The sequence below is a fragment of the Klebsiella sp. CD33 genome (assembly GCF_051992865.1).
Taxonomy (GTDB): domain Bacteria; phylum Pseudomonadota; class Gammaproteobacteria; order Enterobacterales; family Enterobacteriaceae; genus Klebsiella; species Klebsiella pneumoniae.
Genome location: NZ_CP197023.1, coordinates 2,558,279 through 2,574,318, shown reverse-complemented (window position 1 = coordinate 2,574,318; position 16,040 = coordinate 2,558,279). Strand labels below are relative to the sequence as shown.

Annotated in this window: 17 protein-coding genes and 2 pseudogenes; 6 read left to right on the top strand and 13 right to left on the bottom strand. The window is 52.1% G+C overall.

From position 1 onward, the window contains the following. Positions 1-44 precede the first annotated feature (44 nt). Positions 45-929, top strand: a complete 885-nt coding sequence (locus ACR809_RS12825) for a LysR family transcriptional regulator (RefSeq protein ID WP_004179829.1) — start codon at positions 45-47, stop codon at positions 927-929. A gap of 111 nt (positions 930-1,040) precedes the next feature. Beyond that, entirely contained in the window at positions 1,041-1,916 is an 876-nt protein-coding gene (locus tag ACR809_RS12820) for an NAD(P)-dependent oxidoreductase (RefSeq protein ID WP_440310710.1), read from the top strand. A gap of 82 nt (positions 1,917-1,998) precedes the next feature. On the opposite strand, the gene ACR809_RS12815 is transcribed toward ACR809_RS12820, so the two are convergent. The 3 genes and pseudogenes from ACR809_RS12815 to ACR809_RS12805 form a co-directional block, all read right to left on the bottom strand. Next, positions 1,999-3,156 carry a CdaR family transcriptional regulator gene (locus ACR809_RS12815; RefSeq protein WP_122051314.1) on the bottom strand — a complete coding sequence of 386 codons (1,158 nt, stop codon included), beginning with the start codon at positions 3,154-3,156 and terminating at the stop codon, positions 1,999-2,001. Next, positions 3,153-4,328 (bottom strand): glycerate kinase, encoded by a 1,176-nt coding sequence (locus tag ACR809_RS12810; protein WP_122051313.1) that lies wholly within the window; start codon positions 4,326-4,328, stop codon positions 3,153-3,155. The genes ACR809_RS12815 and ACR809_RS12810 overlap by 4 nt, the downstream gene beginning before the upstream one ends. Before the next feature lie 13 nt (positions 4,329-4,341). Beyond that, positions 4,342-4,938, bottom strand: a pseudogene (locus ACR809_RS12805) (MFS transporter); the annotation flags it as partial. Between ACR809_RS12805 and deoC the strand changes: the two are divergent. The 3 genes and pseudogenes from deoC to ACR809_RS12790 all read left to right on the top strand — a co-directional run. Continuing rightward, positions 4,937-5,467, top strand: a pseudogene (deoC, locus tag ACR809_RS12800) (deoxyribose-phosphate aldolase); the annotation flags it as partial. The pseudogenes ACR809_RS12805 and deoC sit on opposite strands and share 2 nt — an antisense overlap. Before the next feature lie 53 nt (positions 5,468-5,520). Then, entirely contained in the window at positions 5,521-7,026 is a 1,506-nt protein-coding gene (locus tag ACR809_RS12795; protein WP_042937454.1) for a xylulokinase, read from the top strand. A gap of 61 nt (positions 7,027-7,087) precedes the next feature. Continuing rightward, positions 7,088-7,861, top strand: coding sequence for a DeoR/GlpR family DNA-binding transcription regulator (locus tag ACR809_RS12790; RefSeq protein WP_004143402.1), 774 nt, complete (start codon positions 7,088-7,090; stop codon positions 7,859-7,861). 388 nt (positions 7,862-8,249) lie between these two features. On the opposite strand, the gene ACR809_RS12785 is transcribed toward ACR809_RS12790, so the two are convergent. The 10 genes from ACR809_RS12785 to ACR809_RS12740 form a co-directional block, all read right to left on the bottom strand. Beyond that, the gene (locus ACR809_RS12785; protein WP_122051312.1) at positions 8,250-8,480 is read right to left on the bottom strand and encodes a hypothetical protein; all 231 of its coding nucleotides are present in this window, start codon (positions 8,478-8,480) and stop codon (positions 8,250-8,252) included. Positions 8,481-8,680: 200 nt separating this feature from the next. Beyond that, on the bottom strand, positions 8,681-9,856 hold the full coding sequence (locus tag ACR809_RS12780) for a type II secretion system protein GspD (RefSeq protein ID WP_162992541.1): 1,176 nt from the start codon (positions 9,854-9,856) through the stop codon (positions 8,681-8,683). After that, positions 9,853-10,908, bottom strand: a complete 1,056-nt coding sequence (locus tag ACR809_RS12775) for a zonular occludens toxin family protein (protein ID WP_122051310.1) — start codon at positions 10,906-10,908, stop codon at positions 9,853-9,855. Before ACR809_RS12775 ends, ACR809_RS12780 begins: the two co-directional genes overlap by 4 nt. A gap of 10 nt (positions 10,909-10,918) precedes the next feature. Next, a complete protein-coding gene (locus tag ACR809_RS12770; protein WP_048335018.1) occupies positions 10,919-11,197 on the bottom strand; it encodes a DUF2523 family protein in 279 nt (92 codons plus the stop codon). A 15-nt stretch (positions 11,198-11,212) separates the two neighbouring features. Further along, positions 11,213-12,484 carry a hypothetical protein gene (locus tag ACR809_RS12765; RefSeq protein ID WP_122051309.1) on the bottom strand — a complete coding sequence of 424 codons (1,272 nt, stop codon included), beginning with the start codon at positions 12,482-12,484 and terminating at the stop codon, positions 11,213-11,215. 126 nt (positions 12,485-12,610) lie between these two features. Next, entirely contained in the window at positions 12,611-12,829 is a 219-nt protein-coding gene (locus ACR809_RS12760) for a hypothetical protein (RefSeq protein ID WP_048334838.1), read from the bottom strand. 641 nt (positions 12,830-13,470) lie between these two features. Next, positions 13,471-13,779, bottom strand: a complete 309-nt coding sequence (locus tag ACR809_RS12755; protein WP_087759419.1) for a DNA-binding protein — start codon at positions 13,777-13,779, stop codon at positions 13,471-13,473. 22 nt (positions 13,780-13,801) lie between these two features. Next, positions 13,802-14,797 carry a replication initiation factor domain-containing protein gene (locus ACR809_RS12750; RefSeq protein WP_087759414.1) on the bottom strand — a complete coding sequence of 332 codons (996 nt, stop codon included), beginning with the start codon at positions 14,795-14,797 and terminating at the stop codon, positions 13,802-13,804. Beyond that, entirely contained in the window at positions 14,781-15,002 is a 222-nt protein-coding gene (locus ACR809_RS12745) for a hypothetical protein (RefSeq protein ID WP_096809387.1), read from the bottom strand. The genes ACR809_RS12750 and ACR809_RS12745 overlap by 17 nt, the downstream gene beginning before the upstream one ends. A gap of 636 nt (positions 15,003-15,638) precedes the next feature. After that, a complete protein-coding gene (locus ACR809_RS12740) occupies positions 15,639-15,758 on the bottom strand; it encodes a hypothetical protein (protein ID WP_223168828.1) in 120 nt (39 codons plus the stop codon). Between ACR809_RS12740 and ACR809_RS12735 the strand changes: the two genes are divergently transcribed. Further along, a complete protein-coding gene (locus tag ACR809_RS12735; RefSeq protein ID WP_223386949.1) occupies positions 15,723-15,827 on the top strand; it encodes a helix-turn-helix domain-containing protein in 105 nt (34 codons plus the stop codon). The two genes, ACR809_RS12740 and ACR809_RS12735, sit on opposite strands and share 36 nt — an antisense overlap. Positions 15,828-16,040: the final 213 nt, after the last annotated feature.

The window sequence follows — 16,040 nt, the reverse complement described above, 5'->3', positions numbered from 1 at the left end:
GTTGGCCATAGACTACGGAAAAACCGAAGGGAAAGGAGGGCCTGATGCGACTGGATCTGGCCGATCTGCGGCTATTTATCGCCATCGTGGATACCGGCAGTATCACCGGCGGAGCGGCGAATGCCCATCTGGCCCTGGCGTCCGCCAGTGAGAGGCTGCGCAAGATGGAGGCCGAGATCGGCGTGCCGCTGTTGCACCGTCATGCCCGCGGGGTGACGATGACAGAGGCCGGGGAGGTACTGGCGCGCCATGCCCGCCCGCTTCTTGCGCAGCAGCAGCGTCTGCGCCAGGCGATGCACGCCTTCGCCTGCGGTCAGCGGGGGACGCTGCGCCTGTTCGCCAACACCTCGGCGATGTCGGCCTTTCTGCCGGGGAAGCTCGCCGCCTGGATGGCAGCGCACCCGGCGGTGCAGATCGAAACCGAAGAACGCACCAGCGCGGATATCGTCAGCTGTATCCTGGCGGGCGTGGCGCAGGCCGGAGTGGTGTCCGATGCGGTCGACCCCGGGCCGCTGCGCCTCGATCCCGTCGCTGACGACCCGCTGGTGCTGATCGTGCCGCCAGCTCACCCTCTGGCCGAAAAAGAGGAAGTGGCGTTTGCGGCGGTGCTCAACGAGCCGTTGGTCGCCCTCTATCAGACCAGTGCGCTACAGCAGCATATCGAACAGCACGCAGCTGAACTCGGCCAGGCGCTAAACGTTCGGGTCAGGATGAGCCATTTTGCAGGGCTTTGCGAGATGGTGGCGCACGGCGCCGGCGGGGCGATCCTGCCGCGCGTTATTGCCGAGCGTTACCGGCAGCGCTATTCGTTTGCCGTCATCGGGTTACAGGACCGCTGGGCGCAGCGCCGTTTGTGCCTGTGCTATCAGGATGACGCCAGCCTGTCGCCAGCGATGCGCCGCTTACTGGAATGGCTTCGTCAGCCTTGAGAACATTAGTGACAGTGTCACTTTTCATGCCCGTTATTGCTACTGACATCCGTGCCAGAGATGCGATAGTAGAGGTCCGCTTTTATTAAGACGCGAATCAGGACAGACAAGATGAGTACATTACCAAAGGTCGCGGTGCTGGGACTCGGCGCCATGGGACACGCTTTTGCCAGTAACCTGCTGAAAAACGGCTTTACCGTTGCCGGCTGGAACCGTTCGCCAGCCCGCGGCGAAGATTTACAGGCGCATGGGTTATCTCTGCACGCCACGCCGCAGCAGGCGGTGGCCGATGCCGAGGTGATCATCAGTATGCTCGCCGACGGCGAGGCCACCCTCGAGGTACTGGCGCAAATCGCGCCCGCCTGTCAGCCGCAGGCGATCTATTGCCAGATGGGCACCATTGGCCTGCCGGAGACCCGGCAGGCCATCGCGTTGTTGCGGGAACTTCAGCCAGCGATGACCTATATCGATGCCCCGGTGTCGGGGACCAAAGCCCCCGCGGAGAAGGCACAGATCCTGGTGCTCGCCAGCGGCGATAGGGAAAAGGGCGCCGCTGCCGAACCGGTGTTTGCGGCTATCTCCCGCGGGACGCAGTGGTTTGGCGAGGCGGGCAACAGCCAGAAAATGAAGCTGGTCCTCAATGCCTGGCTGATTTCGATGATGCAGGGCATCGCGGAGAGCGCCCAGCTGGCGAAGACGCTGGGCTTCACCCCCGACCAGCTGTGGAGCGCCCTGGAAGGCGGCCCGCTGGCGGCGCCCTATGTCAAAGTGAAACTGGACGCCATCGCCAGCGAGCAGTTTACCCCGCAGATGCAGCTGGCGCATGCCCTGAAAGATGCCCGGCTGGCGCTTTCCCTGGCCGAGCCGCACACGATGCCGGGGCTGGAAAACATCGCCGAACTGTGGCAGCAGGCGACGGACGCGGGATATGCCGGAGAGGATTTGTCTGCGGTATATCAGTGGCTGTCGCCGTCGTCAAAAGCGTAGTTTCCTACCCACGCCAGGAAAGAAGTGGCCATGGTGGCCACTTATCCTGGCGGATGGGGCATCAATTCGAATCTACCGTACGTTAGCTTAAGCTATCAATCCATTCGCTCTGGCGCGGATTCAGCCGGCGATAACAGTGTACCGACACCGCCAGCTGCGTCAGGTCGGTGAAGACCATCGGATCGAGCTGTATATGCTTTTTAATTTGCTGCAGCCGATAGGTGAGCGTATTACGATGAATCCCCAACAGCAGCGACGTTTTGCCCGGTTCGGCATTATTGGCAATAAAGCTGCTCAGGGTATCCAGCAGCACTTCGCCGGAATCATGCTCAAGCAGCTGGCGTACGTTATTGATAAAAAAATTGACCATATAGCTGTCTTCCAGCACCCTGAACAGGCAGAGCATTGCCATTTCGCGAAAGTAGTAGATCTGCCGCTGCGGCTGCACTTTGCTACCCACTTCGATCACCGAGCGGGCGAACCGAATGGCCTCGCGAATGTCCGGGGCGCTGTCCGCCTGCACGCCAATCCCGATATGGTAATGGCTTATCTGATTACTCAGTACAAACTCAATGCCCCGCAGCAGGGTTTCCTGGGCTTCGCTTAGCGCGTTGAGGATCAATATTTCATGGCTGCCCAGCAAAATAACATCACTTACGGCGGAGAGCTGCGAGAATTCCCGCAACAGCGTACTCAGTATGTCGCTTAACTGATGCTGTTCGACCTGCACGGTCACTACGATCGGAACCCGCGGTGTATCAAAATCGAAACCAAGTTCCAACAGGCGATGAAGCGCTTCTTGCCCGGCGGGTGTAGCCCCTTGTTCAAGATACTGACAAAACAAGGTGTCACGCAGACGTTGCCGCCAGTTGGTTTCCCGCATCTCTATGGCCTGGCGGACCAGCAGTTCGGCGGTGAGCACCGCCAGTTCAGCATAGCGGCTTATCGCCGCGGGATCGCCGCTGATGCCTACCACCATCACCACGCGATCGTCATAGATAATGGGATGATTAATACCAGGATGCACGTTGTGAAAATGCGCGGCTTCCGCGGCGTTGTTAATACAAATGCGTTTCCCGGTGCGTATTACCTCCCGGGCGACTTCATGCTGTTCGCCGATACGATGCCGCTCACCTGAGGCAATGATCTGTCCATGATGGTCAATCACATTCACGTTATGATGAATTATCGCCATTGCCCGGGCGACAATTTCATTAGCCAGCGCTGTTGTAATAATCATACAGTTATCCGCTTATGTGCCTCTCCGCGCCACCCGCTCAGAAAGGTTCGTAGAACATTCTCCGCGGCGTCGGCGAGGAGCGGTTCGCATGTGTTCATCGACTCTGCCAGCGCCATAGGGCGCTGGCAAATAGACCACATTGCGTCAATATGGTGTTGATATAATTGCCGGCTGCTCTCATCACGCCCGCCGCAAAGGGCCACAACCGGCACGCCATGGCGTGCGGCTTTGCCTGCCACGCCCACCGGGGCCTTACCAAAGGCGCTCTGCCGATCGAGCCAGCCTTCACCCACGATCGTCAGCGCGGCATCGCGAAGATGGTCGTCGGCGTTAAGCAGCTCCAGCACCAGGTCAATGCCCGGACGCAGCGTGGCGCCGGTATAGGCGATAAGCGCAACCCCCATACCGCCCGCGGCCCCGGCGCCGGGCCGTCCGCTGACGTCGAATCCGAGGATTTGCGTAAGCAGCTGGCTATAATGCGCCATTCCCGCCTCCAGTTCGCAGAGCGCCGCCTCGTCCGCGCCTTTCTGCGCGCCATACACCCAGGTGGCGCCATGCTCGCCAAGCAGAGGGTTAGTGACATCGCAGGAGGCCTGTATTTCGCTTTGCTGTAGACGCGGGTCCAGACCGCTCAAATCGATGCGCTGAATATGCGCCAGGTCCTGACCTGCCGCGGGAGCCGGCAGCAGGGTGCCGTCCTTACGCCAGAATCGTGCGCCGAGCGCCTGGGCAAAACCGATGCCGCCATCGTTGGTCGCGCTGCCGCCCAGGCCGATAATCAAGTGCCGACACCCGGCGTCCAGCGCCGCCTTTACCTGTTCGCCCAGCCCGTAGCTGCTGGCCTGACGCACATCCCGCTGCGCTGGCGGCGTGAGTTCGAGCCCACAGCTTTGCGCCATCTCGATAATGGCCCGCTCGCCGGGCAGGATCAGGAAATCCGCCTGCACGGAGAGACCGTAAGGCGAGGTACAGCGCTGCTGTTGCCACACCGCCCCCTTAAGCAACGGACTATCCGCCAGAGTCGACAGCAGTCCCTCTCCGCCGTCGGACACGTGCATTTCGACCAGCTCCAGCGTCTGGTCAACCCGGCGCAATCCCTGGGCTACCGCTGCGCAAGCGGCCTGCGCGCTACAGCTACCTTTAAACGAATCCAGCGCGATAACAATCTTCATACGTTCTCCTGCGTTAATGCGCTTTGCGCGGCGTTTTATCGGTGGTCATGAGCTGTAATAACATCCCCAGCAGCGCACATCCCGCCATGGTAAAGAAGGCGTAGATATAACCCGCTGGATTTTCCCAGCCGCCGCCAAACTGAATGAGCCAGCCCATAAGCAATGGCGAAATGCCGCCGCCGATAAACATCGCCGTGGTGATAATTCCGTTAGCGGTAGAGGTGGCGCGTTCTTCGGCGGAGTCCGACGCCATGGCGTAGTAGATAGGCCACACGGCGTTGGCCACCAGGCCAAAAAATAGCTGAATGGCGATAAGGCGCGGCATATTGGTGGCGAAATAGAACAGCGCAATGCCGATACTCATCCACAGACCGCAGACGATCAGGGTTCGTTTACGGCCAAAGCTATCCGACAGCCAGGGCCAGATTACCTGACCCAGGGTACCGGTAAGCGTGAAGATAATACTCAGCCCGGCGGACGCCGCCAGCGACAGGCCGGAGACGTGATAAAGATACGGGGGCAGTACAACGTTAATGCCCATATAGACGATTTGCGTCAGCAGGGTATTGCCCGCCGTCAGCGAAATATTGCGGTTGCGCAGGGTGCGTAAGGTGATGATTGGCGGTCCGGTCGGCTTTCCCGGCGGTGGGCATACCACCGATACCAAGGTTCAGGAAGTGCGGCAGCTGATTGCCGACGGCGCTCGGGAAGTGGATATGGTCGTGAATATCGGCAAAGTGCTCTCCGGCGATTATGACTATGTGCGCGAAGATTTGCGCCGCGTGGTGGAAGCCGCCGCCCCGGTACCGGCCAAAGTGATCCTTGAAACGCACTATCTTAATGAGGAGCAGATTCGTCGCGTGTGCGAAATTGCCGTAGAGGTGGGGATGAAGTGGGTCAAAACCTCTACCGGCTGGGCGCCCACCGGCGCCACCGTGGAAAAAGTCAGGATCATCGCCGACCAGCTTAAAGGCCGAATCGATATCAAAGGCGCCGGGGGCATTCGCGATCTGGCCACGGTGCGTGCGCTGTACCAGCTTGGCGTGCGCCGCTTTGGCATGAGCCATGGCGCGGTAACCAAGGTGCTGGCTGAACTGGAGCAGCACCCGGAACGTTTTCCCGAGCTGAACGCCGATTAAACTGAGAGACCGCGGGCCTGGTGGCCCGCCTTAAGACGTCACCGGAGTTAGTGATGAAAGATAAAATACTCACGATTGATGTTGGCACTGGCAGTACCCGCGCCGCTATTGTGCGCATTGACGGCGCGATGATCGGCTTTGCGCAAAGAGAGTATGAGCAAACCACGCCGCGTGCAGGTTGGTCAGAACAGGCCCCGTCTTTATGGTGGCAGGCCGCCTGCGACTGTATACGCGAGGTGCTTTACCGCTATCCTGAAACGGCAGCGCAAATTGCGGTTATTGGTGCTTGCGGACAGATGCATGGCACCGTCCTTCTGGACGACCGTGGCGAGCTGGTGGAGGATAGGGCGTTGCTGTGGAATGATAAGCGCAGCCAGCCGCAAGTTGACGCCTTTAACGCGCGCGAAGGTTGGGAAAAGTGGCTGGCGCATTTGAATAATCCGCCTGCGGCAGCATGGCCCGCTTTCAAGTTAGCCTGGTGGCGCGAAAATCATCCGGATCGCTGGTCGCAGCTCGCCAAAGTATTAATGCCGAAGGACTATATTAATTTCATGCTGACCGGTGCCATGGCGACCGATTATAGCGAAGCGTCGTGCTATTTCCTGATGGACAGCGAAACCCGTAGCTGGTCTTCGCAAGCCTGCGAAACGTTTGGTCTGCGGGTCGATCAGCTCCCGGAGCTTAAACTTTCCAGCGACATAATCGGTCAGGTGACGCAGCGCGCAGCCGACCTGACGGGCCTGCCGGCGGGTATCCCGGTGGTTGCCGGGACGTCGGATATGGCGGCCTCTCTGCTGGGCTCGGGTGTGTATGAACCGGGGATGGCGTCTGATTCAACCGGCACGTCGACGCTGATGACGGTGGTGTCGCCGCGGCCGTTACACCATCCGCTGGTTAATAATCTTCATCTTGCCAACGCGGCCTGGGGCGGATTTACGATCCTCGACGCCGGCGGCGATGCCGTTCGCTGGGCGCGGCTGGCACTTGCCGATAACCATATTACGCATCCACAGCTTTTACAGGAAGCGGCGGCGGTGCCGGCGGGGGCAGAAGGGCTGCTGTTTCTTCCCTATCTGACGGGAGAACGTCTGGCCGAACACACGAACTCGCGGGCACAGTTTTTTGGCCTGCAGCGCAAGCATCGCCGCGGTCATTTATTCCGCGCAGTTCTGGAAGGGGTGGCCTTTGCATCCTGGCGCAATCTTCGGCAGCTGCAGAAGTGCGGGCAGTATCCCCAACAAATGATCGCTTCCGGCGGCGGCGCGCGCAGCTCGCTGTGGCTTGAAATCAAAGCCGCAGCGTACAATCTGCCGATATTATCTACGCGTAATCAGGAGAATGGCGTCACCGGATGCGGTATTATCGCCGGGGTTGGCGTAGGGTTGTACGCCGATTTTGCCAGCGGCGTGCGGCAAACGGTGCAGTTCGACAAACTGATCTCACCGGATCCCCGTCTGCGGGATTATTACCACGCCTGCTGCGAGCTTTTTGATACGCTGTACCGGCAATCCGCTGCCTTATACGACAGGCTGGATGCGCTCAGCGTAGGACCCGACTGATACGCAAAGGTAAGCCAGCGCCGCGACGCGCGTAACGAGCTGTAAAAAAGAGAGAGGCAGAATGTTTGCAGAAGAAAGACAGGAGAAGTTACTCGGTATTCTCAGGGAAAAACGCAAAGTTGCTGTTTCTGAGATGTGTGACGTCTTTAATGTATCTGGCGCTACCATTCGTGCCGATCTCCGCCAGCTGGAAGAGGAGGGGTTGCTGACCCGAACGCATGGCGGAGCCGTTCTTCGTACCCGAGCGAGCTTCGAACAAGCATCGGACGCCCGCGAAATTGTCAATCTCAGCGCGAAAGAACGGATCGGCCAGCGCGCGGCGGCGCTGGTTGAGGATGGCGATATAATCGTGCTGGATACCGGTACCACGACGCTACATATCGCGCGCAATATTCGTGACAGACAGAACGTCACGGTGGTTACCAATGATTACCAAATCGCCCGGGAGCTTGAGGCCAGTCCCTCGATTCAAACGATTCTGCTCGGGGGGATCGTTAAGAAGGGATACCACTGCGTGGTGGCGATCAACGGACGTTCCATTCTCGACACGCTAAACGTCGATAAAGCATTTATGGGCACCAATTCGCTGTCGCTGAAACACGGCGCCTGCGTGGCCGATATCATGCTGGCAGAAACGAAACGAGGCATGGTGGAACACGCCAGTCAGGTGATTATTGTCTGCGACTACAGCAAGCTGAATAACACCTCGCTTGCCCAATTTACCGCCGCAGATCGAATTGACACGGTGGTGGTGGATCGTCTGCCTGATGATGTTCAGGCGTATCGTAATGCCGGCATTCAGGTGATTTCTCTGGATGAAGAGAATCTTCTCTAGCGCGGAGTTCAGGCGGTATCAAATATCAGGTGGGCCGTAAAACCCCGCCCAGATGGACGGGGATGTAAGGCGCGTTTTACCGAGTCACGTGAAGAAAAGCGATACAGAGGAGTGGATGCGATATGTGGCGTAGATTCCCTCAATCGGCGATTTAACATAATATACATTATGCGCACCAATGGTGATCGACGCAGAAAAACACTTTTTCTGCTCACCCGATGGACTCTATAATGGATTCGTGAACGATTATGCTGAGCGGTTACGAACTGCGACGGCATAGGACGAGGAATTTTTGCGGTGGCGCGACGGCTCATAACCTGATTGCGGCAAACTACCGAAAAATGAATTCGTTTTCCTGAGCCCGTCTAACTCAGGGTCGTTCACCCAATCAGGCAATTTTGCCTGATTGAATCCACGCTCCCAAAAGTGTTTTTGTGCAATGCTGACACAAATCCAGCCTCAGACACTCTCCGTCACCAAAAACCGATCCATAACCTGCAACGCGGTCTACAGACAGAAACTCCTGAAATTCAGAGGCTGCCAGTTCAGCCCGACGCCCGCAACGATCGCAGAATTTGGCGGACAGAGAAAAAACCTCAACTTTTGAAAACTGCTGCATAGCATAGTACCCTCAAAAATGTTTTGCCAGCGCTACGCTCGGCCAACCCCGGACAGCACCAGAATGAATTCTGGCACTGACCGGCGTTTTATCTATAATGTTCTGGTTGAGACACACAAGCAATGAACAGAGCCGTGAATTATTATACGGTTCTCAAAATCCGGTGACGCGCCCTCCTCGCCCGCGCTGCGGTGAGCGCGTCACCGGATTTTTCGTACCTGTAAAACAATAACGATATCAGTTTTTGTTGAATCGTTCCCCTTGCTAGTGAGAAAAGGAAACAACGAAAATCCCGTTTTAGTATCAGTATTTTTGTTATCAGCGAGACCACCAATCAGAATAATATCCCCATCTTTCAATGAGATATCAGTAGAAATTGCCCGTTTAATCAGCGTCGGACTCTCATTAACGCCATTATCAGTAGTGGTGAAATTGGATAATTCCTGAGACAGATTCAGGTCAATCACACTAAAACGAACCTCCGGCAAAATTTTAAAAATAATCCCAGAGTCTTTATAGTTCACAGACTGAACTGCCGATTGCCCCTGATAACTAACAGTTCCCAGCGTAGGAGTTGAACTGCCAACCGAAAATTCAGCCTGAGAACCTGAACGCGCCCGCAATGTGGGGGCCGAAACGGTGGTAAACCGCGAATCTGTGTTAAACAGCTCAACCAGCGCACTGAGTGATCCTGTGCTGACTTTCAGAAAATTGTCATACCCTCTCGCTGAACTGCCACCAATCTGTAAATTCAGTTTTGAATTCAATAAATTAACAGCCAGTTGCAGACCTGAACCCGTTTTCGACGTACTCTGGACCTCATAAACATAACCGGAAACCAGAACCTCATCAGCCGGAATATCTACCAATGGCAGCGCCTCAGAAACACGTCTAATCTCAGATTTTGTACCGTAAAAAACCAACATGTCAGCAGCCGTTTTCTCACCACCTCCAGAGAACTGACCACCGTCACTGGCTAATGATTGCATCTGTGATGCCAGATAATCGACAGACCGATACAGCGGTTTATAGGTATAACTGAATTTCGGCAAAACTGTTTTTTCTGCTGATTGAGAGGGCACATAGTAGAAATCGACACCATTTTTTGTTTTAGATCGAACGCCGATATCAGCCATGTAATCAATAAAAAATTTTCTAGCGTCCTGCTCCGGCATCAGGTGAAAAGAAACATTTTTGTTAGTCATTGCCACAACATCGGGAGACAAACGATAAGGCTTTTTCAGAATTTGAGTATAAAAAACGCTCAGAGCATCAGGTACTGGTGTCGATTTGAGTTCGAAATCCACCCCTGATCCCGCAGCATCCACAAAAAAGGGAAACAGCAACATTGACGAAAGAAAAACAGTTTTTTTCATTTTTGCACCCCTGAACCTGACCATGTCGTAACAATCTCGCCATCTAAAACACCACTAATTACAGCACCGTTGATAACAAACCCCGCCGCTGGTTCGACCCGCTGACGTCCATCCGCACCAGAAAGAACGACAAAACGCCCCGCCTTATCCCTGATAACACCGATAACACGCCACTGTCTGGAAACCGCTGGCCGCGACACAGATACCTGAACAGAATTCGAATTAGTTCTAGCCTGAACAGCACCATTAACTGTCAACGCTGCTGAATCCGTTTTGTCATTAACATTTTTCCCCAACCCATCACCATGAAAAAACCCCCATAAAAACCAAACTCCCGAGAGACCAACAACCATAAAAAAAATAATGCCTAACCAGAGAAGGCCGGAAGAAAAAATACTCTGCCGCTTATCAACTGTTTTTTCCTGACCGTTACCATCATAGGACTGATAAAGTGGAAATATTTTTTTATCAAAATTGTAATTACGTTTGCTGGTTAACTCAGATTTAATCAGTTTTGCACCTGAATAAATTTCAACGCGATAACTGGAGTTAAGGCCCAGCATTTTCAATTTAGTCATTTTGAATGTTATTTCTATTCTGTCTCGAATAAATCGAGGCAGATTAGTAATTGACTGATTCGCAACAACCAAATCACAGGTCACACCAGTTTCAGGATGAACAAAATGACGATGTTCTGCCAAAAATGATCTATGGTTTTTAGGCATTTTAGAGTCCGAGGCCCAGATACGCCATGCCTCATCGACACAAATCAAATCCCCCGGCTGGCAATAGGTTTTCACCCCGTCTGAATCTGAATTTTTATAGGGGAAAAAATTTTCGTCCTGAACCTGCTCATTTGTAACAAGCAAAACCTCGCCAATCTCAGCATTTTTATAATTATCACGAACATAACTATAAATTTTTTCAGCATTCAGGCCATAGATATTAGATACAACCCTACGCCCCTGAGCAACAGCGGGAATTATTACACTGCGGACAACCTCAAAACTTTTACCACTCCCCGGAACGCCAACATATGCAGAAATCGCCATAACCGCCCCGCTATCCAATAACCGGAATTCGACGAATTATGAATCTGGTAATAATTGCAGCCACCATCATCGAAATGCCCGCAGGAACCTGGAACAAATTCAGCCAAAACCAGACAGAATCAGGTAATTGCGCGAACAATTCAGCCACAGGTAACGGGCTAACATCAATTAAATCGATCAAAACAGGTGTGAATTCCTGAACGATATAAAAAAGCCCGAACAAAAAAACAAATTTTATAACCACGGAACGGAGCAGGAAGCCGAGCGCGGCATAGATTGCAGCCAGCATATCAATCAACCCCTATCATGCGGACATTACCCGACGAAATGCCGAAAAGGCCCAGACAATCAGAAAAATTATTTTTATCAGTTCGCGATTCTGTTCAATCAACCCACAATGAGAATCGATAACGAAATTTTTATCCCATATTTCGAACTCACCGACAGGACAGACTGCATCACGTGAACCAACCGAAAAATTACCCCAATCGGCTGGGAATATATTTAGCAGAGGCGACAAAATAGTTTTTCCGTCAGGAGGACTATCGAGCGTTGGTTCAGTAGCAGTCTCACTGCCTGACCCCGAATCAGTCCCTCCCCCTGTATCTGTACCAGTGTCAGTATCGCTAGTTGTTTCCAGATCCTCCCATGGCGTAGTCCACTCGGCGTTAGTGGGCTCTGTTCGCCCTACAGCAGTCAGTGCATCAGTGAAATCCTGCGCTGTTACGAGCGGATTGGAACTGGACACCGGAATCCCGGCGTAATCTGACTGGCTGGCGGCATCCAGCAACAGCGCATTGGCCACATCGGCCAGCCGTTGAGGATTCAGAGGGGTATTTTTGGCCGTCTCCTCCTGTTCAGCCGTGATATCAGCTGATTGCGGCGTGATAGACGAATCGTAACTAGCGTTAGGTAGCACTGTGTAGCTCGCCGTTCGGTCTACCGTGACTGTAGAACCCGAACTGGTCGAATAAGAATTCTGATATTGAATCTGATAAGTCGTGGAGCCGCTCGAACCAGTGCTGGAACTCAGAACAGAAAAACCGGCTGAATACGTGCAGCCACTGGCACTGTTACAGGGCAGAAGACCGTTGGAGGACTGATAACGATACGCTGAATAAATCAGACTTTCTGGGTAATCGCCTGAAAAATAGGGTTTTGTTCCGCCTGAACCGGCACCAACATAAAATTTTCGACCGTTATCAGCAGAACCCCCGGAGGAAACACCCGCACTCTGGTCAACACCAAAAATTTCATCGCCCAGATCGAGCAGAGCAGAACCCAGACCCGCCCACGTTATTGCACCAGTGGCGAGCTGAAATTTTGTAGGGTTTGGCGACATTGCAACCAACCTCTTAACTGACTGATTTAATGCGGTTTTTGTTGCATTCTCCAAAACTTGCCTCTCAGCAGCACTAACAGCGAGTTGGGCCGCGCCCCGAGAAATCGCAGTACGCAGAGCGGCAGCACCGGCATAATCGGCACCTGCGATTAGCAATGGTAAAAATGCATAACTAATTGTTGGCAGAATTATAAAAAAAATACCCAAACCCAAACCCAAAACAATTTTTTTCATAATCCTCTCAGTCCAACGATTATCGCCCACGCCGAGACCAGACCCCAGATGAAAAAAATCATTTCCCAGCTCATAATCACCTCAATAACAAGGAGGGGAATACCCCTCCTGAAATATTTTTTATTTTTAGCCGCCACGAACCAGCGCCACAACGATTTTGGCACCGCGCATGGCGGCATACAGAGTTAGAAGAACCCCTGCAATCGCCAACACCCCCGTAATCACTGGCGCGACAGAGAATGAATCCGTCAGACTGGAGAGATCGAGATCCCCCTCGGCGGCAAAACTGGCGGCCGGGGCCAGAATGGCGGTAGACAGAACGGACAGTGAAAAAAGTTTTCTCATTTGTATAACTCCATAGATATTAAAAATATAATTCGGTTTTTTAGCCGAATCGCGCGAGGCGCAGAATCACGCCGATTGAATGCGCCGCCAGCCACAAACCCAGAACGGTGGACAGCGCAAAAAAATAAAATGGTAGAAATTCAGAGTAATCAATCATTTTTTAGCTCTGCGATTTAGAGTGAGTGGGTTATAACCAGACAGGAATAAATTCACCCCAGTAATTAGAGCTGCACAGAACATTAATAGCAAAAATAACGGCAGATCAGAAAATTCAATAGGAGCCCTATAACTCATATAAAGTGTAATTGCTAGGCACATCAGCGCATTCAACGCAATAATATTATTGATTCTCACTCAACCAAACTCCGTGCCATCGGCATTTCTAACCTGAACAACGCCCAAAAAATTACATTCAGGGCAACCCTCACAATCACAGTTGTCACAACGGTCGAAATAGAGCAAAAATTGTTTTGCTATCTCTATAACCTCTAGCGAATAAAAATCTGAATCCTCGAAAACTATTTTCATGGGCGATTCGCCCACAAAGCGCGCAAAAACAGAGAAATATTTTTTTGCCCCTCTCGACTAAACAAAAAAATAGCGATTCCGAACAAAATAAAATTCAGCATTTGCCACCCGCCCTATTTAATTTCTACGATTTGATCGCTCTCCAAAAAATATTTTATCGCCGCGCCGTTTTTTCCGACATAGGCATCAGCCCAGATCGGGATCTCCACGTTTTTTCCCTGTAATGAGGCAACCCGATTTAGAATCCCAGAATCAACGAGCTTTTTTGGTACCTGAATGACTGTCTGAACCGACTGCGAACCGCCCCAGCCATCAGGGCGGAAATTTTCAACCCCAATTTCATAGAACGAATAATTGCCCTGCGAATTAGTATATTCGCGATTGCGAGCACCAAGAAATTTTCCACGAATTAAAATTGTCATCTGCATCACCTCATGTAGTTAATCAAATTTGCAAAGCTGCTCGATAGGTCGAAATTTCCCCCGGCGTCAGGTGCAGGCGACCACGTTCCCCGGCAGTTAGTAGCGCCAGAGCCGTGGGCGCATCAAACATATCTATCAAACTCCTCAAAGTTCTCCCGATTAGCCGCCGACCCCAACGAATCTGAGAATCCAGAGTTGACGCAGTTTTCTCAATTTTTGTGCGGACACGAACCGGCTCAGAATTAGCCAGTGTGCGAGCAAAATCGTTGCAACCGGCATAAGCCGCTGAAATATCCAACAATAAATCAACGGAAACTTTTTTCAGCTCTGCCTCGTGTCGCCACCACGGCGTTACGGGGTTAACTATCCCCTGCTCAGCGTTTTTGTCGTAGGATCGCCAATAAACCTGAGACTGACGAGATCCGACATAAATCGTTGATCCTAAATCGTTTTTACCAGAACGGGTTTGAATAGTGGTGATCTTGGGTCTCGGGCCCTTTCCGCAATAAAACGCATCGCGGTCATATGCGGCGATAACCGAGTCAAAACCGGTTACACCAGAATAATCGTCGTAGGCTAGATCGAGCCGGTTCAGTCGAGAGACACCCAGAATCTCAGTCAAAAAATGATGCAATTCAACTGGTTGTTTTCTCTCAAAAAATTCTTTGCATGCGTGCCCATTCAGATAACAGTGGACCGTGTCCCGATTGCCACCAAACGCCAGATAGCCGAATTCGACAACCCCGGACAGGTCGGTGATACGACAGTGATCGTAATACCCTAGCCGCCCCCTACCAGCAGCAGGCGATAACGACATCCCGAAAAAATCACTGAACAGAAACCGAGCACGGTCCTCCAGAGCAGCGCAACACAGATCCTGAAACTGATGCTTATCACCAGATTCTGGCAGAACCGGCCACGGGCCGAATCCAACGGCCCGAGGATAATAATAGTCAGCCAAATCCCTGAGCGCGGACATTTGAAATGTAAACGAGAGTGTGTCAACGATAATAGTCATTATTACCACCACCAAAAAAATCGATACAAACAGCGATCAGATCATCTGAATTTTTTGCACAATAATATGAATCCCCGATGCGCAGATGAAATCCGGAATTATCAAAACCCTCAATTACCAGTTCGGCAGAAAATGCGGCAAAGTCATCGTCTGGTACTACCCCCGTATTACTCATACGGGGGTCGTCGGCGTCATATGCGTACATCTGAATGCTCTCCAGAAATCAATAATCGAAGTAGATCAAAAAGTAACAACCAATTCAATAAATAAAAAACAAGCCAATATGTTGACAAATACAAAAAATTTAAAATCGATTTGATTCAATAAGTTATATATATCCACTTTGGCGGCAGAGTCAATTACCATGAATAAGGCGGGATTTTGATGTGCTGTAGCGGGGAACTAATGTGCTGTAGTGGGGAAATAGTGAATAAATGACCACAGAATTGAGGATAAAAAATAAAAAATGATGTGCTGTAGTGGGAAGAAAAGCACTTTTTGCTAAATTGATAATAATGTAAAAGTGTTTTTTCAGGGTTGGCAATTCGCGCTATATATTTTTTCTACCACGATCTGTCCTCAAAAAAAATTGACCGAGGAAAAATATTCTCAGGATAATGGTGTTGCGCATAATGGGGATTATGATAAAGATTGCCCTGCGGGTTTTATGTTCGCAGGGCAATTTTTACCATAATCCCTGATCACATTATACGCACTCATGTTGTAGTAGCTAACTTGAGATGTCCGTCTCTGACCAAATAGACATGTCCGCGCTACAGTCTTACCACAGCGATCACTGCTTTCAAAGATAGTTTCCCAATCAAAGGATTCTGATGACGGATCATGCACCGGCATTTTTACTTTGGATGAAGTTAACCGACTCTAAATCATTCATGACGTTGTCGACCGGCGTCTGACCACTCAGATGGCCGCGCAGCGCCTGGGTATTCCCGATCGCCAGTGCCGACGCCTTCTCCCGCGTTACAATCAATCAGGCCCACGGAGTATGCCTAACCGCCGTCGTGGATAACCCAGCAATAACCAGCTGCCTGATGGTCTTGCCCGGTACGCACTCAATATTATCCGCGAACGCTATACCGACTTTGGGCCTAGGCTGGCGTATGAGAATGTTGTCTACTTGTGAAAAAAAACTCATAACACCATTCAATGGCGCATGCTGGTTCCCTTCATACCAGTGCAATACCCTGTCACATACATAATTGCTGGCAATAAAAGAAGGAAC